17 protein-coding genes are annotated in these 22,021 nt (G+C 69.5%); 12 read left to right on the top strand and 5 right to left on the bottom strand.

Going from position 1 to position 22,021, the window contains the following annotated elements; translation table 11 throughout:
* Positions 1–5: 5 nt before the first annotated feature.
* The 4 genes from ON31_RS20475 to ON31_RS20460 all read right to left on the bottom strand — a co-directional run bounded on the left by ON31_RS20475 (position 6) and on the right by ON31_RS20460 (position 5,763).
* Positions 6–1,808 carry an LVIVD repeat-containing protein gene (locus ON31_RS20475; RefSeq protein ID WP_147287098.1) on the bottom strand — a complete coding sequence of 601 codons (1,803 nt, stop codon included), beginning with the start codon at positions 1,806–1,808 and terminating at the stop codon, positions 6–8.
* Between the two features lie 147 nt (positions 1,809–1,955).
* Positions 1,956–4,220 carry a xanthine dehydrogenase family protein molybdopterin-binding subunit gene (locus ON31_RS20470; protein ID WP_039815932.1) on the bottom strand — a complete coding sequence of 755 codons (2,265 nt, stop codon included), beginning with the start codon at positions 4,218–4,220 and terminating at the stop codon, positions 1,956–1,958.
* Complete coding sequence (locus tag ON31_RS20465) at positions 4,217–5,227, bottom strand: FAD binding domain-containing protein (RefSeq protein ID WP_039815930.1); 1,011 nt, start codon at positions 5,225–5,227, stop codon at positions 4,217–4,219. Before ON31_RS20465 ends, ON31_RS20470 begins: the two co-directional genes overlap by 4 nt.
* Entirely contained in the window at positions 5,224–5,763 is a 540-nt protein-coding gene (locus ON31_RS20460) for a (2Fe-2S)-binding protein (RefSeq protein ID WP_039815929.1), read from the bottom strand. The genes ON31_RS20465 and ON31_RS20460 overlap by 4 nt, the downstream gene beginning before the upstream one ends.
* A gap of 221 nt (positions 5,764–5,984) precedes the next feature.
* Here ON31_RS20460 and npt point away from each other — a divergent pair, with 221 nt between their 5' ends.
* The 7 genes from npt (at position 5,985) to ON31_RS20425 (ending at position 14,011) form a co-directional block, all read left to right on the top strand.
* Positions 5,985–6,659 carry a 4'-phosphopantetheinyl transferase Npt gene (npt, locus tag ON31_RS20455; RefSeq protein ID WP_039815927.1) on the top strand — a complete coding sequence of 225 codons (675 nt, stop codon included), beginning with the start codon at positions 5,985–5,987 and terminating at the stop codon, positions 6,657–6,659.
* Positions 6,660–6,665: 6 nt separating this feature from the next.
* On the top strand, positions 6,666–7,601 hold the full coding sequence (gene truB, locus ON31_RS20450) for a tRNA pseudouridine(55) synthase TruB (RefSeq protein ID WP_039815925.1): 936 nt from the start codon (positions 6,666–6,668) through the stop codon (positions 7,599–7,601).
* A gap of 212 nt (positions 7,602–7,813) precedes the next feature.
* Positions 7,814–8,980: a glycosyltransferase family 4 protein gene (locus ON31_RS20445; RefSeq protein ID WP_255222186.1), complete on the top strand. Its 1,167-nt coding sequence runs from the start codon at positions 7,814–7,816 to the stop codon at positions 8,978–8,980.
* On the top strand, positions 8,977–11,121 hold the full coding sequence (locus tag ON31_RS20440; protein WP_051037531.1) for an amylo-alpha-1,6-glucosidase: 2,145 nt from the start codon (positions 8,977–8,979) through the stop codon (positions 11,119–11,121). The genes ON31_RS20445 and ON31_RS20440 overlap by 4 nt, the downstream gene beginning before the upstream one ends.
* 62 nt (positions 11,122–11,183) lie before the next feature.
* Positions 11,184–12,008, top strand: a complete 825-nt coding sequence (locus tag ON31_RS20435) for a hypothetical protein (protein ID WP_039815922.1) — start codon at positions 11,184–11,186, stop codon at positions 12,006–12,008.
* Between the two features lie 105 nt (positions 12,009–12,113).
* Positions 12,114–13,010 carry a LysR substrate-binding domain-containing protein gene (locus tag ON31_RS20430; protein ID WP_051037530.1) on the top strand — a complete coding sequence of 299 codons (897 nt, stop codon included), beginning with the start codon at positions 12,114–12,116 and terminating at the stop codon, positions 13,008–13,010.
* A gap of 68 nt (positions 13,011–13,078) precedes the next feature.
* The gene (locus ON31_RS20425) at positions 13,079–14,011 is read left to right on the top strand and encodes an SDR family oxidoreductase (protein WP_081592606.1); all 933 of its coding nucleotides are present in this window, start codon (positions 13,079–13,081) and stop codon (positions 14,009–14,011) included.
* A 13-nt stretch (positions 14,012–14,024) separates the two neighbouring features.
* Here ON31_RS20425 and ON31_RS20420 read toward each other — a convergent pair whose 3' ends face one another.
* Entirely contained in the window at positions 14,025–14,810 is a 786-nt protein-coding gene (locus ON31_RS20420) for a metal-dependent transcriptional regulator (RefSeq protein ID WP_081592605.1), read from the bottom strand.
* A gap of 188 nt (positions 14,811–14,998) precedes the next feature.
* Here ON31_RS20420 and ON31_RS20415 point away from each other — a divergent pair, with 188 nt between their 5' ends.
* From ON31_RS20415 to ON31_RS20395, 5 genes are all read left to right on the top strand, one after another.
* Positions 14,999–15,934, top strand: coding sequence for a bifunctional riboflavin kinase/FAD synthetase (locus tag ON31_RS20415; protein WP_051037529.1), 936 nt, complete (start codon positions 14,999–15,001; stop codon positions 15,932–15,934).
* A gap of 105 nt (positions 15,935–16,039) precedes the next feature.
* Positions 16,040–16,309 (top strand): 30S ribosomal protein S15, encoded by a 270-nt coding sequence (gene rpsO, locus ON31_RS20410; protein WP_029928108.1) that lies wholly within the window; start codon positions 16,040–16,042, stop codon positions 16,307–16,309.
* Positions 16,310–16,680: 371 nt separating this feature from the next.
* Positions 16,681–18,930, top strand: coding sequence for a polyribonucleotide nucleotidyltransferase (locus tag ON31_RS20405; protein ID WP_029928110.1), 2,250 nt, complete (start codon positions 16,681–16,683; stop codon positions 18,928–18,930).
* A gap of 126 nt (positions 18,931–19,056) precedes the next feature.
* Entirely contained in the window at positions 19,057–20,424 is a 1,368-nt protein-coding gene (locus tag ON31_RS20400; RefSeq protein WP_081592604.1) for a M16 family metallopeptidase, read from the top strand.
* Between the two features lie 134 nt (positions 20,425–20,558).
* Positions 20,559–22,021, top strand: a 1,463-nt coding sequence (locus ON31_RS20395) for a tetratricopeptide repeat protein (RefSeq protein ID WP_039815915.1), incomplete at its 3' end; no start/stop codon positions are given.

Genomic DNA, 22,021 nt, shown 5'->3' with positions numbered 1-22,021 from the left:
CTGGTTCAGCGGGCGCTGGTACGGAACGGTTCGGCCGGCGCGCCGAGATTCGGTGTGCCCAACAGGTCCTGGGACGACAGCGCGTAGATGCCGTCATTGGTCAGCAGCCAGACGATCTTGCGGTCGTACTCCACGTACACGCCGTGGGTCGGATTGCTCCGCGCCCAGTCCTCGGTCTCCGAACCGAAGGTGGGTGGTGCGAAGTATCCGGCGATGCGCGGTCGCCGCGGATCGGAGACGTCGAAGAACTGCGCTCCCGCGTTGTAGAAGTCGTAGACGAGCAGCCCGTCCTTCGGGTCGCCGGGGGAGGTGTAGTACCCGCTGCGCTTGGGCCCGAAGCTGCCGCCGCGCTGGCAGAAGTCGGTCACCACGGCCTCTTTCGGCGGTGTCGGGCGGGGCAGCCGCCCGACGATGCGCGGATGCGCCGGATCGCGGGCGTCCACCTGGAAGATGTCCTTGTAGGGCTCGTAGCAGTCCTCGGACAGCGGATATCCGCTCAGATAGACCATGCCCGTCCGTTCGAACTGCGAGACGTCGATATTGTCGGCCTCGGTTCCGGCGACCGACATCGGGACGTCGAGATGGCCGATCTCGCGCAGATTCGCCGGATCGGAGATGTCGAGGATCGACATGCCGAGACCGCCCAGGGCCGCGAATCCGTACCTGCCGCCCTCCTCGATCGGCGTAGGAATGTAGAGCGGATTGCGCGAACCCATCCACGAGGTGCGGTTGCCGCAGCGGGGATTGGTCCGGTAGGCGTCCTCCTCACCGCGCACCGTGCCCTCGCGATGCCAGGTGTCGAGCAGTCGGGGCCGGGCGGGGTCGGTCATATCCCACGCCTGGAATCCGTTGGCGTACAGGTACGTCGGATACTCCTGCAACGACCAGTCGTCGCTGGGCGCGGTCGCGATGAACATGTAGCGGCCACCGTCCCACTGCGGGACGTCGAGGGATCCGGAGCCCTGCTGCGGTGCACCGAGATCGGGTGCGAGCGGATCCCGCTGGTGTTCGTCGGTGCTCACCGTCGCCAGCAACTGCCAGTCCCGTTTCCGGGGGCCGTTCAACTTGTAGACCTTGAATCCCTTGAGTTGGATGTCGGCCCGGGCGGCGGCCACCCCGGCGGGCGCGGCGTATTTGCTGTGCTCGGGGGAGTCGCCCATCCAGAACGGCACCTGGCGGCGCATCTCGAAGCTCTGCACCATGATGTAGCCGTCGTACCGGTCGCTCCACTGGATGGTGGAAGCACCCCAGAAATCACCGGCGGCCCAATCCTGCCCGGCGACGGCCTCGTCATTCCCGTCGACACCCGCCACATCGTCGCGCGACAGCGATTCGACCACCCGCACATCGGTGACATCGGTGATGTCGTAGACGCGGGCCTCGCTGCGGTCGTACTGGAACATGTAGCGCCGACCGTCGAAATCGACGATGTTCTGCCAGGAGTGGAAGGGATCCGGGGTGAAGCGCGCGCCCGGATAGTGCGCTTCCACGGTCACATTGTCGCTGCGGTAGGTGTTCGGGTCGTAGCCGCCGGTCTCGGGGAACAGATCCTCGCCGCCGCCCGGGAACGGATGCTGCTCCTCCTCGTTCACGTAGGTCAGCGACGGATGCAGAAACGACCCGTCGTGCTGCATGCCGTAGCCGCCCGGGTCGATCGCCGCCGGACGCCTGTCCTCGCACACCAGCGGGATATCGGGATCCGCCCGGGCGACGCCGGCACCTTCGTCGTCCACGATCCGGGTGACCAGCACCCCACCCGCCACGGCGACGACCGCCAGCCCGGCGGCCCATCTCATTCGCGATTTCACGGCACCGAGTCTGGTCAGCGTGGGCCTTCGGCGGTTCCTCCGCGCGGGCGGCTCCCGGCCGCCGGATTCCGCCCCGGCGGCTCTTGTGCCAGCGGAAGTGATGTGATAGCTGGTCGGACCGACGCCGCTGCGGCGTGCGGACGACGGTCAGGGCGTCATCGGCTCGGTGAGCAGATGTTCGATGCGGAGTGGGATCTCCCGGATGGTTCGGCCGGTGGCGTGGCGCACCGCATTGACGATCGCCGCCGCCGCGCCGACCATGCCGAGCTCGCCGAGCCCTTTGACCCCCAGGGGATTCACCACGGGATCGGCGACCTCGACGAAGGAGATGTCCACCTCCGGGGCATCGGCGTTGACCGGCAGCAGGTACTCCAACAGGGAGGAATTCGCCCAGCGACCGTCGCGGGTATCGGGCAGGCTGGCCTCCATGAGGGCCTGCGACAGCCCCCAGTTCATCCCGCCGAGCACCTGGCTGCGGGCCAGCTTGGCATTGAGGACGCGGCCGGGGGCGAACGCGCCGACCATGCGCCGCACCCGCACCAGGCCCAGATCCGCGTCCACGGCGACCTCGGCGAATTGCGCGCCGAAGCTCATCCGGCCGTAGGGCAGATCCTGCGCCGGGGGATGCCAGGTGCCGATGGTCTCCACATCGGTGAGATGGTTGCGGGACAGCAGATCCGAATATGCCTCGGCCACACTGGGATCGGACTTCAGGCGCAGCATGCCGCCCCCGCCCTCGATGGCGTGCGCGGGCAGGCCGTGCAGGACCGACTCGGCATCCGCCACGGCCAGCGCGATCAACTGGGCCAGCAGTTCGATGCAGGCGGTGTGCACCGCCGCGCTGATCATGCCCGCGCCCATGGAGCCCACGGCCGCAGCGATATTCGGATAGTCGGTATCGCCGATATCGACCCGCACCCGCGCCCAGGGCACGCCGAGCGCATCGCCCGCCACCTGCGCCATGGTGGTCGCCACCCCGGTCCCGAAATCCTGGGTGCCCGCCTGCACGATCAGGGAGCCGTCGGCGAGCAGGCGGGCGTGCGCGCGCTGCGGCTGACCGGGCAGGAAGACCGGGTACCCGGCGGTGGCCACACCCCAGCCGATGAGCCAGTCGCCGTCGCGGCGCATCCTGGCGCGGCGGTCGCTCGCCGACCAGCCGAAGCGTTCGGCGGCCAGGTGCAGGCATTCCGCGTAGCCGTCCGAGGACCACGGATGCCCGCTCTCCGGATCGAGCGCGGCGTGATTGCGCAGCCGCAGTTCCACCGGATCGATCTCGATGGCGTCGGCCAGCTCGTCGATGGCGCACTCCATGGCCACCATGCCGGAGGTCTCCCCGGGACCGCGCATGAAGGTGGGCGTCATGGTGTTGCCGCGCACCAGCCGATAGCGCCCCTCCCAGTTCGGGATTCCGTACGCCTGCCCGGCCACGCCCAGCGACAGTTCGGCCCACTCGTCGAACGGGGAGGTGACCGACAACTTGTGGTGCCGCAGCCCGGTGAACATGCCCTCGTTGTCGCAGACCAGCGTGATCCGCTGCTCCTGTTCCTCGCGTAAACCGGTGCCGTAGAACATCTGCTCGCGGGTGAGCACCAGTTTGACCGGCCGCCCCAGTTCCCGCGCGATCATGGGTGCGAGCGTCACATGCGGCCACATCATGGCCTTGGCCCCGAAACCTCCGCCCACGTAGTGCGCGATCACCCGCACGTTGCTCGGTGAGATGCCGAGATAGGCGGCGATGGTGGCCTGGGTGGCGCTCACCCCCTGGGTGGCGTCGTACACCGTGACGGTATCGCCGTCCCAGACCGCCGCCGTCGCCGAGCATTCGATCGGATTGTGGTGGTTGGCGGCGAAATGGTAGGTGGCGTCGACGGTGTGGGCGGCGCCGGCGGCAGCCGCGGCGACATCGCCGCGCGACTGCACGGCGGGCACCAGCCCGCAGAAGACCGTGTCCGGCTGGTACTGCCGATCGCGGCCGTCGTCGAGGCGTACCAGCGCCGGACGCTCGTCGTAGTGGGCGTCCACCAACTCGGCCGCCTGCTGCGCCGCCTCGAAGGTGTCGGCCACGACCACCGCGATGGGCTGGCCGAAGTAGTGAATCGCGGTGTCCTGCATGGGGAAGAAGGTCTGCCCGGGTGCGGGGCCGCCGAATCCGGAGGGGAAGACCGGCGGCACCGCCGCCACCCGGGGCAGGTTCTCGTGGGTGAACACCGCGACCGCGCCCGCGGCCATGGCCCGGCGGGTGTCGATGGATCGCACCGCGCCGCTGCCGATCCTGGCTCCAACGATCACCGCGTGCGCCACTCCGGGCAGCGGGATCTCGGCGGTGTAGTGCGCGGCCCCGGTCACCTTGGCGCGGCCGTCGAGCCGATCGAATCCCTGTCCGACGAGTGGTCCTGAAACGGTGGCGGTCATCGCTGGCCCCCCAGCGGATTCGTCTGCGGTCGAACGGCTTCCAAGGCTCGCACCAGGGTGCGCGCGCCGAGTTCGATCTTGAATCGATTCATCGGGTGGGTATCGTCGGCCGCCTCCAGCTCCGCCGCCGCGGCCAGCGCGAAATTCGGTGTGGTGGCGGGCTTGCCGAGGAGCAGCTCCTCGGCGACCCGTGCCCGCCAGGGTTTCGTCGCCACCCCGCCGAGACCGATGCGCACATCCACCACGGTCCCGTCGGCCACATTCATGGCCACCGCCGCCGAGGCGAGGGCGAATTCGTAGGATTCGCGGTCGCGCACCTTGAGGTAGTGCGAATTCCGCGCGAAGGGCAGTGCGGGCACGTCGACGCGGGTGATCAGTTCGTCGTCGGCCAGCGGGTGTTCGAGGTGCGGGGTCTCACCCGGTTCCGGGAAGAAGTCGTCGAAGGCGATGCTCCGCTCCCCGCGCGGCCCCCACACCGTCACCGTCGCGTCCAGGGCGACCAGCGGAATCGCCACATCGGAGGGATGGGTGGCGAAGCACAGGGGACTGGTGCCGAGCACGGCGTGCCCCCGGTGGATGCCGTCGATCGCCGCGCAGCCCGATCCCGGATCGCGCTTGTTGCAGGCGGTTCCGGGCTCGCGGAAGTACGCGCAGCGGACCTTCTGCATGAGGTTACCGCCGAGGGTGGCCATATTCCGCAGCTGTGCCGACGCACCCTTCCAGAGCGCCACCGAGAGGAACGGGAAGCGTTCCACCACACCGGGATCCGCGGCGATCTCGCTCAACCTGGCGAGTGCGCCGATGCGCAGCCCGCCCTCGGTGGTGTGCTCGATGCCGCCGAGCGGCAGCCAGGTGATGTCGACGACATTGTCCGGCTCCATGGCTCCGGTGCGCAGCAGGTCCACCAGAGTCGTTCCGCCCGCGAGGAATACGGTGTTCGGCCGGGAGGTGACGGTGGTGACGGCCTGCTCCAGGCTGTGCGGGCGGGCATAGGCGATCGGTTTCACCGCGCACCCCCGCGCATGGCGTCGCGGCCGATGCGCACCGCGTCGCGAATGTTCTGGTAGGCCGCGCAGCGGCAGATATTGCCGCTCATCCACTCCGCGATCTCGGTATCGGATTCGGCGTGGCCCTCCTCGATGCATTTGATGGCCGACATGATCTGCCCGGGAGTGCAGTACCCGCACTGGAATCCGTCGGCCGCCAGGAAGGCCCGCTGCACCGGATGCAGGTTCTCGCCGTCGGCGACGCCCTCGATGGTGGTGATCTCGCGGCCCTCCGCCGCCAGCGCCAGGGTGAGGCAGGCCAGCACCCGGCGATTGTCGATCCACACCGTGCACGCCCCGCAGCCGCCCTGATCGCAGCCCTTCTTGGTGCCGGTGAGCTGGAGGTGCTCGCGCAGCGCGTCCAGCAGGCTGGTGCGCGGCTCCAGCACCGCGTAGCAGTCGTGCCCATTGATGTGCAGCGTGGTCATGATGCGGGACGGCCCGATGAATTCGGCCGGTTCCGCGGTGGACCGGCTGGTCGACGGCTCGACGGTCATACCTCACCCTCCTGCCCCGCGGTCGCGTGGACGCGCCGCGGAAAGTGCTGGACTGCGTGCGGATATGAATCAGCAACATCGTAGCAACCAATGGGTGTCGGTGTGCCGAACGGATCGCCCGGTCGCGCGCCCGGGGCGGCGGGATAGGCTCGTGACGCAACGATCACGAGCAGGAGGCGGTCATCGAACACCGGGCAGCAGCGACCGAGGGGTCGGCGCGTTTGATCGGCAGAATTCTGCCCACCGGGGTCGCCGCGGCCGAACTGCTGGCGTACCCGCCGGAGTTGAAGGCGCACCCCGGCGAGGAGCATCTCATCGCCAAGGCGGTGGAGAAGCGGCGGCGCGATTTCATCGGCGCCCGCCACTGTGCCCGCCAAGCCCTGGCCGCACTCGGCGAACCCGCCGTCGCCATCGGCAAGGGGGAGATGGGCGCGCCCATCTGGCCGCGCGGCGTCGTCGGCAGCCTCACCCACTGCGACGGCTACCGCGCCGCGGCGCTCGCGCACAAACTGCGCTTCCGCTCGGTCGGCATCGACGCCGAACCGCACGGCGCACTGCCCGACGGCGTCCTGGACTCGGTCAGCCTGCCCGCGGAACGCTCCTGGCTGGCCGCCGCGCTGCCCGGCACGGACCTGCACCTGGACCGCCTGCTGTTCTGTGCCAAGGAGGCCACCTACAAGGTCTGGTACCCGCTCACCGCGCGCTGGCTGGGCTTCGAGGACGCACACATCACCTTCACCGTGGACGAGGAGTCCGACGGCGGCGGGGCGGGCACCTTCCGCAGCGAACTGCTGGTCCCCGGCCACACCACCGACGGCGGATCGCCGCTGACCTCGTTCGACGGCCGCTGGCTCATCGCCGACGGCCTCATCCTGACCGCGATCGTGGAGGGCTGAGACCGTATGGGTGAGAAGCGAACCCCGGTCGTGGACGCGCTCGGCGGCCTGCTGATCGTGGACAAGGACGGCGGCTGGACCAGTCACGACGTGGTCGCCAAGGCCCGACGGCTGCTGCGCACCAAGAAGGTCGGGCACGCGGGCACCCTCGACCCGATGGCCACCGGGGTGCTGGTGCTCGGCGTGGAACGGGCCACCAAGATGCTGGGCCTGCTCACCCTGACCACCAAGGCCTACACCGCCACCATCCGGCTCGGGCAGTCCACCGTCACCGACGACGCCGAGGGCGAGGTCACCGCGACCACCGCCGCCGGACATCTCACCGATGCCGAAATCGCCTCCGGCGTGGCGGCATTGACCGGCGACATCCAGCAGGTGCCTGCCACCGTGAGCGCCATCAAGGTCAATGGCGAACGCGCCTACGCCCGCGCCCGCGCGGGGGAGGACGTCCAGTTGGCCGCGCGTCCGGTCACCGTCAGCCGGTTCGACGTGCTGGCGCGCCGGGAGGTCGACGGCGAGGGCGGGCGGTTCGTGGACCTGGACGTCGAGGTCGAATGCTCCTCGGGCACCTATGTGCGGGCGCTGGCTCGCGATCTCGGCGCGCGGCTGGGCGTGGGCGGGCATCTGACCGCGCTGCGCCGCACCCGCGTCGGGCCGTTCACCCTCGAACACGCGCGCACCCTGGCGGAGTTGACCGCGGCGGCCGAGGCGGAGGAGCCGTTGCTGAGCCTGGATGTCGATGCCGCCGCCCGGACCGCGTTCCCGGTGCGTGCGATCGACGAACGGCAGGCTGAGGATCTGCGCAATGGCCGCTGGCTCGAACCGGTCGGTCTCTCAGGTGTTTACGCCGCCATCGACCCCTCCGGTCGGGCCATCGCCCTGCTTCAGGAAAGCGGCAAACGCGCCTCTTCGGTCATGGTCGTGCGACCGGCTAACCTTTGAATCCGGCCCGCCACCTCGTAGAGGTTTGAGTTCCGCGCATTGGTGGAATGTGCTACGCGGAGTCATTCACCTCAATGAGGAGGCTTGGAATGAGTTTCGAGGAGCCGGAATCCGACGAGGATTATCCCGCCACCATTTTCGATTTCGTACGTTCGGCCAGGGCGGTTTCGCCCGGTTCGGGCACCGGCCCGGACAGGCCGTTGAATATCGTCATGGTGGCTCCGCCGTATTTCGATATCCCACCGGCAGGGTATGGCGGCGTCGAGGCGATAGTGGCGACACTGGCCGATGAACTCGTGGATCGTGGACATCGAGTGACCCTCATCGGTGCAGGTCGGCCAGGTACCAAGGCCCGATTCATCCCGGTTTGGAATGAAATTCAGGCGCATCGGCTCGGCGAGCCGTATCCTGAGATCGTGCATGCCATGAAGGCTTTACGCGTCATCATGGAATTGAACGGAGAAGACTCCGTCGATATCGTGCACGACCACACTTTCGCCGGTCCGCTGAACGCCGCGGCGTATCGCACGCTCGGTATTCCGACGGTGGTCACCGTGCACGGTCCGGTCGACCCGGACATGCACGAGTACTATCGGTCCTTCGACCAGGACGTGCAGTTGGTCGCCATCAGCGACCGGCAGCGCGAATTGGTGCCGGATCTGAATTGGATTGCCCGCGTACACAATGCGATTCGGCCGGAAGAATGGCCGTTCCGCACCGAGAAGCAGGATTACGCGCTGTTCCTCGGCCGGTACGCGCCGTACAAGGGACCGCATCTGGCGCTCGATGCCGCACACGCGGCCGGACTGCGCCTGGTGCTGGCGGGCAAGTGCAACGAGCCGCCCGAGAAGAAGTATTTCGAGGAGGCCGTCCGACCACTGCTCGCCGACGGCGACGACGTCTTCGGTGAGGCGGACGCGGTCGCCAAGCGGCATCTGCTGGCGGGCGCGCGCTGCCTGCTCTTCCCGATCCGCTGGGAGGAGCCCTTCGGCATCGTCATGATCGAGGCCATGGTGTGCGGCACCCCCGTCATCGCGCTGCGCGGCGGCGCGGTCGACGAGGTGATCGAACACGGTGTCACCGGCTTCATCTGCGACGATCCGGAGCAGCTGCCCGAATTCATCGCGCGGGCCGACGAAATCGACCCCTACGCCTGCCGGGAGCGGGTGGAGCGGCTGTTCGCCTCCGACCGGCTCGCGTCCGGCTACGAGACGGCCTACCGCCGTGCCGTGGCCGCACGGGTCGCGGCTGAGCGGGTCGCGGCCGGGCGTCGGGTCGAGGCCGAAGCCATGCCGATCCTCGTACCCGAACAGCGGTTGGCGACCCCGACCGTGCTGGGTACGGCGGCGGTCAGCGGGGCGGTGCGCAGCCCGCAATGAGTATCTTCAACGCCGGTCAGCCCCCGATCGCCGATGGTCACGGCGGCATCGTGACCATGGTCGAGGCGAGCACCTTCTGTCTGTCGGACCAACTCGGCGATATCCACGCGGGCACTTCGCAGGGCCTGTTCTACCGGGACGCCCGCGTCCTGGCCCGCTGGGAGCTCCGGCTCGACGGCCATGCCCCGGAACAGCTTTCGGTCATGATGCCGGAAGCGTTCCGGGCACGGTTCGTCGCGCGGAAACAGCCGCGGCCCGGCGTGGCCGACGCCACCGTGCTGGTACTGCGCAAGCGGATGATCGGTGACGGCATGCGCGAGAAGATCGTGGTGCACAACCTCGGCGACGAGGACACCGCCATGACCCTCACGCTCACCGCCGACTCCGATTTCGCGGATCTGTTCGCGGTCAAGGCGGGGCGGGTCGATGGCGGCGGATGTGAACTCAACATCTCCGACAGCGCCCTGCACCTCACCGATCGCAAGGACTCCGGTCGCGGTCTCACGGTGACCGCGACCGGAGACCCGGTCGTCCAGCTCGGCACCATGAGCTGGCGGATCGTCGTACCCCGCCGCGGCACCTGGCAGACGGTGGTGCTGTGCCAGCCGATCCTGGAGCACCGCGCGGTGCCGATGAACCTCACCGCGGACGACGAGGACAGCCCCACCAACAAGATTCGCCAGTGGCGGGCCACCGCCACCCGGCTCACCACCGGTGACGTCGGCCTGACCGCCGTCCTGCAGCGCACCGAGAGCGATCTCGGTGCGCTGCGGATGGACGATCCGGCCGACGGCACCGCGTACGTGGCGGCGGGCGCGCCGTGGTTCATGGCGCTGTTCGGCCGCGACAGTCTGCTCACCTCCTGGATGGCGTTGCTGCTGGACTCCGACCTGGCGCTGGGCACCCTGCGCCAGCTCGCGAAACTGCAAGGCACCCAGGTGGATCCGGTCACCGAGGAGGAGCCCGGCCGCATCATGCACGAGATGCGGCACGGACCCGGCGGCGACCAGGTGCTCGGCGGCACCGTGTACTTCGGTACCGCCGACGCCACCCCGCTGTTCGTCATGCTGCTCGCCGAATGCTGGCGCTGGGGCGTGGAGGAGTCCGCCATCCGCGAACTGCTGCCCGCCGCCGACGCCGCCCTGGAATGGATCGACCGCTTCGGCGACAGCGACGGCGACGGGTTTGTCGAGTACCGCCGCAAAACCGATCGGGGCCTGGCCAACCAGGGCTGGAAGGACAGCTGGGACTCGATCAGTTTCGCCGACGGACACCTCGCCGAACCGCCCATCGCGCTGTGCGAGGTGCAGGCCTACACCTACGCCGCCAAGCTCGGCCGCGCCGAACTGGCCGAAGCCTTCGGCGAGAAGGGGCGGGCCGCGCGGCTGCGGGCCGAGGCAGAGAAGCTGCGCGAGCGGTTCGACGATGCGTTCTGGCTGCCCCGATCCGGTTGGTACGCCATGGCACTCGACGGCGGCAAACGTCAGGTCGACGCGCTCGGCAGCAATGTGGCGCACTGTCTGTGGACCGGAATCGTGCCCGATGAACGCGCCGCGCAGCTCATCGAACATCTCGGAAACGCCGATATGGACAGCGGTTTCGGGCTGCGCACGCTGTCCTCGTCCATGCGGCGGTTCAATCCCATGGGCTACCACAATGGTTCGGTGTGGCCGCACGACACCGCCATCGCCGTCGCGGGACTGCTGCGCTACCGGCACCTGCCCGGAGCATGGGAGTTGGCCGAGCGGCTGGCGGGCGGACTCACCGAGGCCGTCATGAGCTTCGGCGCGCGGCCGCCGGAGCTGTACTGCGGCTTCGGACGCTCCGAATTCCGTTCTCCGGTGCCCTATCCCACCTCCTGCTCCCCGCAGGCGTGGGCCAGCGCCGCGCCACTGCTGCTCATGCGCTCCTTCCTCGGGCTCACACCCAATGTGCCGCGTCGCACCCTCACCGTCACCCCGCGCCTGCCCGAGCGGGCCGGGCGGGTACGGCTGGCGGATCTGCGCCTGGGCGCGGCGACGGTGACCATCGAGGCCGAGGGAACCTCGGTCACAGTGGAAGGGCTGCCGGGGGACTGGGAACTGATCCAGGACGGGGCCGCTCCTGTCACGCCCCAGGAACTAGGGGATGAGCAGCGGTAATCGCAGCCGGTCCGGAGCCGATATCCCCGATGTCGGGATGATGCGACCGGAGGTCTACGACTATGCGAACGCGGCGAATCCTACAGGCGGTACTGCTGGGCGGGGCGTTGGTGGCGGTGACGGCATGTGAGAACGCCGAACCGGATCCACCGCCCGGCACCACCGCCCCCACGGTGACGGTGACAGCGCCGCCGTCCGGCGGGCCGACAGTCGTTCCGGGCGTGACGAATCCGAGCGCGCCCGCAGCGACGCGGACCGATCCGAGGACCACCGTCACGCCGTCCCAGGATTCGGAGCCGCCGCGCGGCAGCGGCACGGTCGTGATCCGGACCGCCAGCCTCTCCGGCACCGCGATTCCGTATGTTCCGGTGGAACTGGCGCTGTTCCGGCCCTGTGATCCACTCGCCCACGATCTGCCGGAGGGCACACCCGAGGCCGAGCGGTGGACCGCGACCACCGGAATCGACGGGCAGGCCGCCTTCTCGGTTCCGGTGGGGTGCTACCGGTTCGGCATGAATCCACCACCCGGAACCGACCCGGTGCCCGAGGGGATGCACACGCTGTTCGTGGAGTCCGACGGCCAGACCGTGTTCGGCAGCTTGCGATTCCAGGATCCGGCGCCCGAACCGGTCTGCGCCGCACAGACCATCGTGCACGATCTCGGTGCGGGGCCGCCGTTCACCACCGCCACGCCCAGCGTGGCGTACTGTGACCGGTCCTGGGCGGTCATCGCCTGGGATATCCCGGGCGACAGTCAGCGGATGGTGCGCCGGGTGGATGGTGCGCCGTGGACCACCTACGTGTACTTCCCCAACGACGTGTGCCGGGCGCAGGCGCGGGCCGACGGGGTGCCGGTCGGACTCGAGGAGTACTTCCCCGTCTGCTGAGCGGCGGGTGGCATCCGTCACACGACCGCGCGGACCCGCTGCTTGTGGCCTCGGCCCGATTCGTCGCCGGTTCACCTCCTGCGACGGGGTGGCTAGGGTTCGGGTGTGGTGGAGTTGCGGCAGTTACGGTATTTCGTCGCCGTGGCGGAGGAGTTGCATTTTCGGCGGGCGGCGGAGCGGTTGTTCATCTCGACGCCGACGCTGAGCCAGCAGATCCGGGCCATCGAGCGCGAGGTCGGCGGGCTGCTGCTGGTGCGCGGGCCGCAGGGGGTCGAGCTCACCGCCGCCGGGGCGGTGCTGTTGGCCTCGGCGCGCGAGGTACTGGCGGCGGCCGACGGCGCGGTGCGCCGCACCCGCGCGGCCGTGCGGGCGGACGCGGCCTTCCGGCTCGGCGTGGTCAACGGTGCGCCGTTCGGACTGTCGGCTCGCATGGAGGCGTTGCTGCGTGCCCACAAACCAGGCCTGCGAGTGGCATTGACCACGGGGACCTCCGCCGAACAGGTGCGCCTGGTCGATCAGGACGAGGTGGATCTGGCGGTGCTGCGCGGCCCGGCGTCGCTGCCACCGCACCTCACCCAGGCGCACGTCATCGAGGAGGAACTCGGCGTGCTCATGTCCGCCGCCCACCCCCTCGCCGCCCACGACGCCATCGACCCCACCGCCCTGTCCGGCTTCGAACTGATCCTGTTCGCCCGCGCCTCCGCCCCCGAACTGCACGACGACCTGCTGCGCCAACTGCGCGAGCGCGGCGCGGACGTGGTGCTCAGCGACAGCGCCCTCAGTCACGCCCAAATGCTGTCCCTGCTCCCACTGCGCCCCGACGCCATCGGCCTCGGCTCCGGCCGCACCGCCGGAACCCCCGGATTGGCCTGGCGCCCACTGCGTTCCGGCCCCCTGCGCATCACCTACCTCGCCGCCTGGCGCACCGCCACCCGCGACCCCCTGGTCCGTGAGATAGCCGACATCCTCACCACCGGCCCCCTCCCGGACCGGCCCCATTAGCCCACCCCTCACACGCCTTCGCCCTCACGATATGGACCCCCGCCGCCACCCCTGGTCGGCTGGAATCCATGACAGCGAACAAGAACCCCTCGACCGGTATCCCGACACCCACCTCCGCGTCGGCCCGTGACATCGCCACCAGCGGGCAGGCGACCGCTGCGGCGGAGCAGGCTGTGCCGAGCTGGGACGATATCGGGCGGGCGGTGGTGATCGGTGGTGGGTCCGGGATGGGGCGCGCCATTGCCGCGGCTCTGGTCGCGGCGGGGAGCAGGGTGACCATTGTCGGCCGCTCGGAGGAGCGGCTCGCGCGGGCCGTGCGGGAATTGCGCTCGGCCGCGGTCGGTGCCGCGGCTTCGGCCGATGCCGATGCCGCGTCCGGTCACACGGTGGTTCACTCCGCTGCTGCGGTGCCCGCCGGGCCGACAACCGGTGGCGGCGAGGTGGATTGGATGGTCGCCGATATCGGGGACGAGGTGCGGGCGGCGCGGTTGTTCGAGCAGATCGGCCCGGTCGATCATGTGATCAGCACGGCCGCGGATGTGGGTGGGGCGTACGGGCCGATCGGGGAGTTCGACTTCGCGGCGGGGCGTGGCTTTCTCGATACCAAGTTGATCGGGTCCATGCTGGTGGCCAAGTACGCCCGGGTGCGGGCCGGGGGTTCGCTCACCTTCACCTCCGGGATCGCGGCCTACCGCCCGGCGGCCGGGGGAGCCATGGTGGCGGCGGTGAACGGGGCGCTGGAGTCGCTGGCCTACGCGCTGGCCGTGGAGTTGGGGCCGACCCGGGTGAACGTGGTGTCGCCGGGCTGGGTGCGGACCTCGATCTGGGATCGGCTCGGCTGGCCCGACAAGGAACAGCGGCTGGCCGCCATGGCGGGGCGGCTGCCCGCCGGACGCCTCGGCACACCGGAGGACATCGCGGCGGCCGTGCTCTCGCTGCTGCGCAACCCGTTCGTGACCGGTACGGTTCTGCACGTCGACGGCGGGCACCGACTGGTCTGAACCCGCCGGGGGACTAGGCCGTCAGCCAGATGGCCTCGGCGGCGATACCGCCCAGGTCGATGGTGCGGTCGTCCACGCGAATGGCGATGGTGCCCGCGAAGTCCCGCCGCTCCACCACCGCGATCGGGGTGTCCAGCGCGATGCCGAGCGAATCGAAGTAGCGCAGCATGGCCGGATCGGAATCGGAGATCCGCGCGACCCGCCCGGATTCGCCGTCGTGGAAATCGGAGAGCTGCCGGGCCGGGGGCGTGGGCACCGCGCCGTCCGCCGAGGGAATCGGATCGCCGTGCGGATCGCGGTCCGGATGCCCCAGCTTGGCGTCGATGCGCGCCATGAGGGTCTCCGAGACCGCGTGCTCGAGCACCTCCGCCTCGTCGTGCACCTCGTCCCACCCGTAGCCGAGCTCCTGCACCAGGAAGGTCTCGATGAGCCGGTGTCGCCGCACCATGGCGACGGCCGCCCGGCGGCCCTCCTCGGTCAGCGTGATGGCCCCGTAGCGGGCGTGCTCGACCAGGCCCTGGTCGGCGAGTTTGCGCACGGCTTCCGACACCGTCGAGGCCGACACTCCGATCCGCTCGGCCAACAGCTTGGTCGACACCTTCTCCTGCGACCACTCCTGCGCGGTCCAGATCACCTTCAGATAGTCCTGCGCGACCGACGACAGCACCGGTGCGACACTCGTGCTCGAACTCACCGCGGTGGTGGCGACATCTCCGAGGGGTGCGGATGCGGACGGATCGGCCAGCTCGCGGCGCGTGGCGATGTCTCGTTTTCCTGGCACGTCCCCGAGCTTAGGCATACCTCGCCCGGTTTCCCACATCGGCGCGCCTGCTGGTCGAGCCGGTGCGCGACTGTTCGAACGGTGTGGTGACGGGTGGTGGCGCGCACCCGGCGCGGGGGTGAATCGGGGGTGGCGGGGGTCGGTCCGGCGGTGAACATCACCACGGCCGAATATTGTCTGTGACGCGCTTTCCGTAAGCTGCGCTTGTGCAGAGATGGCGAAGTCTCGATGAGATGCCCGCGGAGTGGGGCCGGTGCGTGCTCACGATCGGGGTGTTCGACGGCGTGCACCGGGGTCACGCTCAGCTCATCAGCCGCGCGGTGAAATCCGCTGCGGCACGGGGCGTTCCCGCGGTGCTCATGACCTTCGACCCGCATCCGCTCGAGGTGGTGCGGCCCGGTTCGCATCCCGCGCAGCTGACCACACTGGACCGCCGCGCCGAACTGGTGGCCGAACTCGGCATCGACGTCATGGTGGTGATGCCGTTCACCCAGGAGTTCATGAAGCTGACCCCCGAGCGCTACGTGCAGGAGCTGCTCGTGGACAAGCTGCAGGTGGCCGAGGTGGTGGTGGGCGACAACTTCACCTTCGGCAAGCAGGCCGCCGGCACCGTGGACACCATGCGCGAGCTGGGCGGCCGCTACGGCTTCGACACCGACGGGGTGCAGCTGCTCGGCGAGCACGCGGTGACCTTCTCCTCCACCTACATCCGCTCCTGCGTGGTCGCCGGTGACATGGCCGCCGCCGCGGAGGCGCTGGGCCGCCCGCATCGAGTGGAGGGCATCGTGGTGCGCGGGGACGGGCGCGGCAAGGGCCTCGGTTTCCCGACCGCCAATGTGGCCCCGCACCTGCATGCCGCCGTCCCCGCCGACGGCGTGTACGCGGGCTGGTTCACCGTGCTGGACTCCGGCGATCCGGTCCGGCGCATGGCCGCCGTCTCGGTGGGCACCAACCCCACCTTCGACGGTCGCAACCGCACCGTGGAACCGCATGTGCTGGACTTCGACGGCGATCTCTACGGCAAGCGGGTGGCGGTGGACTTCGTCGAACAGCTGCGCGGGATGCGCAAGTTCGACTCCATCGACGAACTGGTGGAGGCCATGGGCCGCGATGTGAAGCAGGCCCGCGAAATCCTCGCCTGAGGGTTCGTGTACTCTGGTCCGCTGGGTTTGCTGCGGTCCGCGGCGGCACCCACCCGGGGCGACCTGGCACTTCGAGCGCGGACTGGAAATTACAGGAGAAATTCTGTGGCTCTGACCACCGAGCAGAAGAAGGCGATCCTCGCCGAGTACGGCGTCCACGAGAAGGACACCGGTTCCCCGGAGGCGCAGATCGCGCTGCTGTCGAAGCGGATCGCCGATATCACCGAGCACCTCAAGAAGCACAAGCACGACCACCACACCCGCCACGGTCTGATGGCGCTCATCGGTCGTCGCAAGCGTCTCTCGAAGTACCTGCAGGACAAGGACATCGAGCGCTACCGTGCCCTGATCGAGCGGCTCGGCCTGCGTCGCTGATCATCGCGACACAACTCCGGGTTCCCGGAGCCTGTTGACGAAGCAGCCAACGGGGAGGCTTAGAATCTCCTCGTTGGCTATTCGTGCATGCGGCCAGTGGTGCATGCACGACCAACGCACAGCCGTATGCACCCGTCGCGTGGCGTCGGTCTTCGGTAGTGGCTTTTCGGTGCGCCGCACTCGCGCGGCCCGGAGGGCTTCGATCGATGACCGCCTCCGCGTCGCTGTATCCAAGGGGATATCGGCACGGGTGTGCGCGCTGCCGCCAGGAGGGCTGTGGCGTGTCCACGCCGGGTACGGCTGACGATGCCGGATCGCGCGCTGACCTAGCGCACGCGGGTCCGGCGAGACGAGAGGTTGAGAGAAGAACAATGACAGAGACTGTGACGACCGGTTCCGCCGCCGAGGTCGAGCCCGGCGTTTTCGAATCCGTAGCGCTCATCGACAACGGTGACCTCGGAACCCGCACCATCCGCTTCGAGACCGGCCGCCTGGCCAAGCAGGCCGCCGGCTCCGTCGTCGCCTACCTGGACGACGAGACCATGCTGCTGTCGGCCACCACCGCGGGCAAGCAGCCCAAGGACCAGTTCGACTTCTTCCCGCTGACGGTCGACGTCGAGGAGCGGATGTACGCCGCGGGCCGCATCCCCGGCTCGTTCTTCCGCCGTGAGGGCCGTCCCTCCACCGACGCCATCCTGACCTGCCGCCTGATCGACCGCCCGCTGCGCCCGTCCTTCGTCGACGGTCTGCGCAACGAGATCCAGGTCGTGGTGACCGTCATGTCGCTGGATCCCAAGGATCTGTACGACGTGGTGGCCATCAATGCCGCGTCGGCGTCCACCCAGCTCGCCGGTCTGCCGTTCTCCGGCCCGGTCGGCGGCGTGCGCGTGGCGCTCATCGACGGGCAGTGGGTCGCCTTCCCGACCGTGGAGCAGCTCGAGGACGCCGTCTTCGACATGGTGGTCGCCGGTCGCGTGGTCGACGGTGACGTCGCCATCATGATGGTCGAGGCCGAGGCCACCGAGAAGGTCATCGAACTGGTCGCCGGTGGCGCGCAGGCGCCCACCGAGGCCGTGGTGGCCCAGGGCCTGGAGGCCGCCAAGCCGTTCATCGCCCGCCTGTGCAAGGCGCAGCAGGATCTGGCCACCCTGGCCGCCAAGGAGACCGAGGAGTTCCCGCTCTTCCTGCCCTACCAGCAGGATGTCTTCGAGGCCGTGGAGGGCACCGCCAAGCGTCCGCTGAACGAGGCGCTGTCCATCGCGGGCAAGCAGGAGCGCGAGGAGAAGATCGACGAGATCAAGCTCGAGGTGCTCTCCAGCCTGGCCGAGGACTTCGAGGGCCGCGAGAAGGAGATCGGCGCGGCGTTCCGCTCGGTCACCAAGAAGCTGGTGCGCCAGCGCATCCTGTCCGACGGCTTCCGCATCGACGGTCGCGGTCTGGCCGATATCCGTGCCCTGTCCGCCGAGGTCGCCGTGGTGCCCCGCGCGCACGGTTCGGCGCTGTTCGAGCGCGGCGAGACCCAGATCATGGGTGTCACCACCCTCGACATGGTGAAGATGGCGCAGCAGGTCGACTCGCTCGGCCCGGAGACCTCCAAGCGCTACATGCACCACTACAACTTCCCGCCGTTCTCCACCGGTGAGACCGGTCGCGTGGGTTCGCCCAAGCGCCGCGAGATCGGCCACGGCGCGCTCGCCGAGCGGGCGCTGGTGCCGGTGCTGCCCTCGCAGGAGGACTTCCCGTACGCCATCCGCCAGGTGTCGGAGGCGCTGGGCTCCAACGGCTCCACCTCCATGGGTTCGGTGTGCGCCTCCACCCTGTCGCTGCTGAACGCCGGTGTGCCGCTGAAGGCCCCGGTCGCCGGTATCGCCATGGGTCTGGTGTCGGACACGATCAAGAACGACAAGGGTGAGGACGAGGTCCGCTACGTGGCCCTCACCGACATCCTGGGCGCCGAGGATGCCTTCGGCGACATGGACTTCAAGGTCGCCGGTACCCCCGACTTCGTGACCGCCCTGCAGCTGGACACCAAGCTGGACGGCATCCCGTCGCAGGTGCTCGCCGGTGCGCTGAACCAGGCCAAGGACGCTCGCCTCACCATCCTGGACGTGATGGCCGAGGCCATCGCCACCCCGGACGAGATGAGCCCCTACGCCCCGCGCGTCACCGCCATCAAGATCCCGGTGGACAAGATCGGCGAGGTGATCGGACCCAAGGGCAAGGTCATCAACCAGATCACCGAGGACACCGGCGCGAACATCTCCATCGAGGACGACGGCACCGTGTTCGTCGGCGCGACCGACGGCCCGTCCGCGCAGGCCGCCATCGACGCCATCAACGCCATCGCCAACCCGCAGCTGCCGAAGGTCGGCGAGCGCTTCCTGGGCACGGTCGTGAAGACCACCGCCTTCGGCGCGTTCGTCTCGCTGCTGCCGGGCCGTGACGGTCTGGTGCACATCTCCAAGCTGGGCAACGGCAAGCGGGTCGCGAAGGTCGAGGACGTGGTGAACGTCGGCGACAAGATCCGCGTGGAGATCGCCGATATCGACAACCGCGGCAAGATCTCCCTGGTGCCGGTCGAGGAGGAGTCCGAGGCGGCGGCTCCGGCCGACGCGGAGTAACCTTCGGCCGTCCGTAACGCGCGGTGGCCCCTCACCCCGATAATCGGGTGAGGGGCCACCGGATTTTCATTGCCGGGTTTCGTTGCCTCGGATGCCATCGTGTGGTCAACATGCTGTGTGGGAAACATGGTTCGGAAGAAGGACACTCCACTGTCGGGTAGCAAAGCCCCTTCGTTGAGGCTCTCCACCACCGAAGCGACGCTGGCCGATACCGGTGTGCGCAAGACCGTACTGCCCGGCGGGCTGCGGGTCGTCACCGAACACGTGCCCGGGGTGCGGTCGGCCTCCATCGGCGTGTGGGTCGGCGTCGGCTCGCGCGACGAGGGGCCCACCGTGGCCGGGGCGGCGCACTTCCTCGAACATCTGCTGTTCAAGGCGACGCCCACCCGCTCGGCCCTCGATATCGCGCAGGCCATGGATGCGGTCGGCGGCGAACTCAATGCGTTCACCGCCAAGGAGCAGACCTGCTACTACGCGCACGTCATCGACGAGGATCTGCCGCTGGCGGTGGATCTGGTGTCCGATGTGGTGCTGCGCGGGTTGTGCCGGGCCGAGGACGTGGCCGTCGAGCGGCAGGTGGTGCTCGAGGAGATCGCCATGCGCGACGACGATCCCGAGGACATCGTGGGCGACACCTTCCTGTCGGCGCTGTTCGGTGATCACCCCGTGGGCCGCCCGGTCATCGGATCCATCGAGACCATCGAAGCCATGCAGGCGCACCAGCTGCACTCGTTCCACCTGCGCCGCTATCGGCCGGACCGGATGGTGGTCGCGGTGGCGGGCAATGTCGAACACGAGCACACCGTCGAGCTGGTGCACCGCGCCTTCGCCGACCGGCTCGAACCCGGCCGGGAACCGGCCCCGCGCCGCGAGGGCCGATTCCGGCCGCGCGGCGCCCCCGAACTGCACCGCATGTTCCGCGACAGCGAACAGGCGCATCTGGTGTTCGGCACCCGGGCATTCGGTCGGCACGAGGGTGAGAAGCGCTGGCCGCTGTCGGTGCTCAACACGGTGCTCGGCGGTGGGCTGAGTTCGCGGCTGTTCCAGCGCATTCGCGAGGAGCGCGGGCTGGCGTACTCGGTGTACTCGAGCGTGGACACCTTCGCCGACACCGGGGCCTTCTCGGTGTATCTCGGCTGCCAGCCCGAAAACCTCGGCAAGGTGGCGGCTTTGGCGCGCGGCGTGCTCGAGGAGGTGGCCGCCGACGGCATCACCGACGCCGAATGCGCCCGCGCCAAGGGTTCGCTACGGGGCGGGCTGGTGCTCGGTCTGGAGGACTCCGGCTCGCGCATGAACCGCATCGGCCGCAGCGAACTCAGCTACGGCAATCACCGCAGCGTCTCCGAAACCCTCGCCCGCATAGACGAAGTCACCACCGACGAGGTGTCCGCCATCGCCCGCACCCTGCTCTCCCGCCCGTTCGGGGCGGCGGTGGCGGGGCCCTACCGCCGCACCCGCGATCTGCCCGCGGCGGTGCGCCGCCTGGTCGGCTAGCCCGCCCCGAATCGGTTCGGCTACCTTCCGGCGGCCCGCGTGCGAGACTGTCGGCGGCTGTCGGCCGGGTGCCGCTGCCCGCCGGTCGCTGACAGGCTAGTCTCAGCGTCCGGAGTGCTTTGATCGGGAGAGGGATGAACGACACCTCGCAGGTGCTGGAAAGCGCGCGTGCCGCAAGTGATCTCGGACGGCTGGAAGAGGCTCGGCGGATAGTCGGGGACGCGTTGGAGGACGCACCGCACGATCCGGAACTGTTGAATTCGATGGCCGATATCGCCTATCGGCTGGACCGGGTGGACGAGGCGCTACGGATGGTCGGATTGGCCATCGCGGCCGACCCCGATCGGGTGGAGCCGCATCTGACCGCGGCGCTGGCGTTCGAGGCGTCGGCGCGGTGGGAGGAGGCGATTCGGCATGCGCGGGTTGCCGTTTCGCTCGCGCCGGAGAATCCGAACGCGCTGCTCACCGTGGCGGGGGTGATCGCGCGGAAATTCGGCCCCAGTGAAGCCGAACGTTCCGAGGCGCGCACCGCCGTGGTGCGGGCGCTGCGGATCGCGCCGACCGCCGACACCCATGCCGCGGCGGCCGAGGTGGAACTCGAGTTCTCCGACCGCATCGCGGCGGCGAAGCACGTCGAGGACGGGCTCGCGCTGAACTCGCTGCACCCGGAACTGCTTGTGCTGCAAGCGCGCCTGCAGGCGTGGCGCGGGGGACCGGTGGGTGTGCTGCGCGGGCTGCTCGCCTCCCGGCCGGACCATCTGCCCGCGCGGCAGACGCTGTCGGCCCGCACCTGGCGGGGACTGCTGCGGCTGGCCGAATGGGTGTGGGCCGGTGCGGGAATCGCCGCGCTGGCGTCGGTGTGGCTGCCCCCGGCGGGCTTGCTCGGCCTGCTGCCCGTGCTGCTCGCGGTGATTCCGGTGGCCTGGTTCGTGGTGTACCGGATGCTGCGGCGACAGCTGCCCGAGGGGTATCCGAGGCGGCGGATCGGCGCCCGGCCCGGAGCGCTCGCCGGACTCGCGACCCTGGTGGTGACCGCGCTCATGGCCGGGTACGGGGCCGTGCTGCTGGCCACCGGCCACGAGGCGGCCGAGGTGCACGACGCCCAGGTGCTGCTGGTGGCCGCGGCCGTCGGCGCCGGGGTCGGCCACGTGCTGATCTTCCTGGCGTGGTTGCGGCGCAAGGGCGGCGAGGAAGACGCACTGGGCAGCTACCCCTACGCGGCCAAGGGTTTCCTCGGCGTGCTCGTCGGCGGCCTGGTAGGCGTCGGCGCGGTCGCGGCCCTGGCCCAGTGGTCGCGGCAACCCGACGCCGCCTGGGCGCTGGCCGCCGTGGTCAGCGCGGCGGCGTTCACCCTCGCCGTGGAAACCCTTGTCACCCTGCTGGTTCAGGCCCGCCGTCGCCGCCTGCGCCGTCTCGCGGCCATGCTGGCGGCCCTCATCGCCCCGGTGATCGTGGCGGCGGGCGCGGCCTTCTGGTGGACCGCCGGACACACCGCCACCGCCGACTACCGCGGCACCGACCCGGACCCGGTCCCGGTCACCCCGGCGGTGACCCCCGCGCCGACGACCACCACCTCGGCCACCCCGACGACCGACCA

Source organism: Nocardia otitidiscaviarum NBRC 14405 (assembly GCF_000308635.1).
Lineage (GTDB): Bacteria > Actinomycetota > Actinomycetes > Mycobacteriales > Mycobacteriaceae > Nocardia > Nocardia otitidiscaviarum.
Note: the sequence above shows the minus strand (reverse complement) of the source record. Positions and strands in the feature narration are given on the sequence as shown.

Coding starts and splice junctions, on each gene's coding strand:
- truB (WP_039815925.1), top strand. CDS start 6,666: ATGGGTGAGAAGCGAACCCCGGTCGTGGACGCGCTCGGCGGCCTGCTG.
- ON31_RS20400 (WP_081592604.1), top strand. CDS start 19,057: ATGGTTCGGAAGAAGGACACTCCACTGTCGGGTAGCAAAGCCCCTTCG.
- ON31_RS20405 (WP_029928110.1), top strand. CDS start 16,681: ATGACAGAGACTGTGACGACCGGTTCCGCCGCCGAGGTCGAGCCCGGC.
- ON31_RS20470 (WP_039815932.1), bottom strand. CDS start 4,220: ATGACCGCCACCGTTTCAGGACCACTCGTCGGACAGGGATTCGATCGG.
- ON31_RS20440 (WP_051037531.1), top strand. CDS start 8,977: ATGAGTATCTTCAACGCCGGTCAGCCCCCGATCGCCGATGGTCACGGC.
- ON31_RS20445 (WP_255222186.1), top strand. CDS start 7,814: ATGGTGGCTCCGCCGTATTTCGATATCCCACCGGCAGGGTATGGCGGC.
- ON31_RS20420 (WP_081592605.1), bottom strand. CDS start 14,810: ATGCCTAAGCTCGGGGACGTGCCAGGAAAACGAGACATCGCCACGCGC.
- ON31_RS20460 (WP_039815929.1), bottom strand. CDS start 5,763: ATGACCGTCGAGCCGTCGACCAGCCGGTCCACCGCGGAACCGGCCGAA.
- ON31_RS20435 (WP_039815922.1), top strand. CDS start 11,184: ATGCGAACGCGGCGAATCCTACAGGCGGTACTGCTGGGCGGGGCGTTG.
- ON31_RS20425 (WP_081592606.1), top strand. CDS start 13,079: ATGACAGCGAACAAGAACCCCTCGACCGGTATCCCGACACCCACCTCC.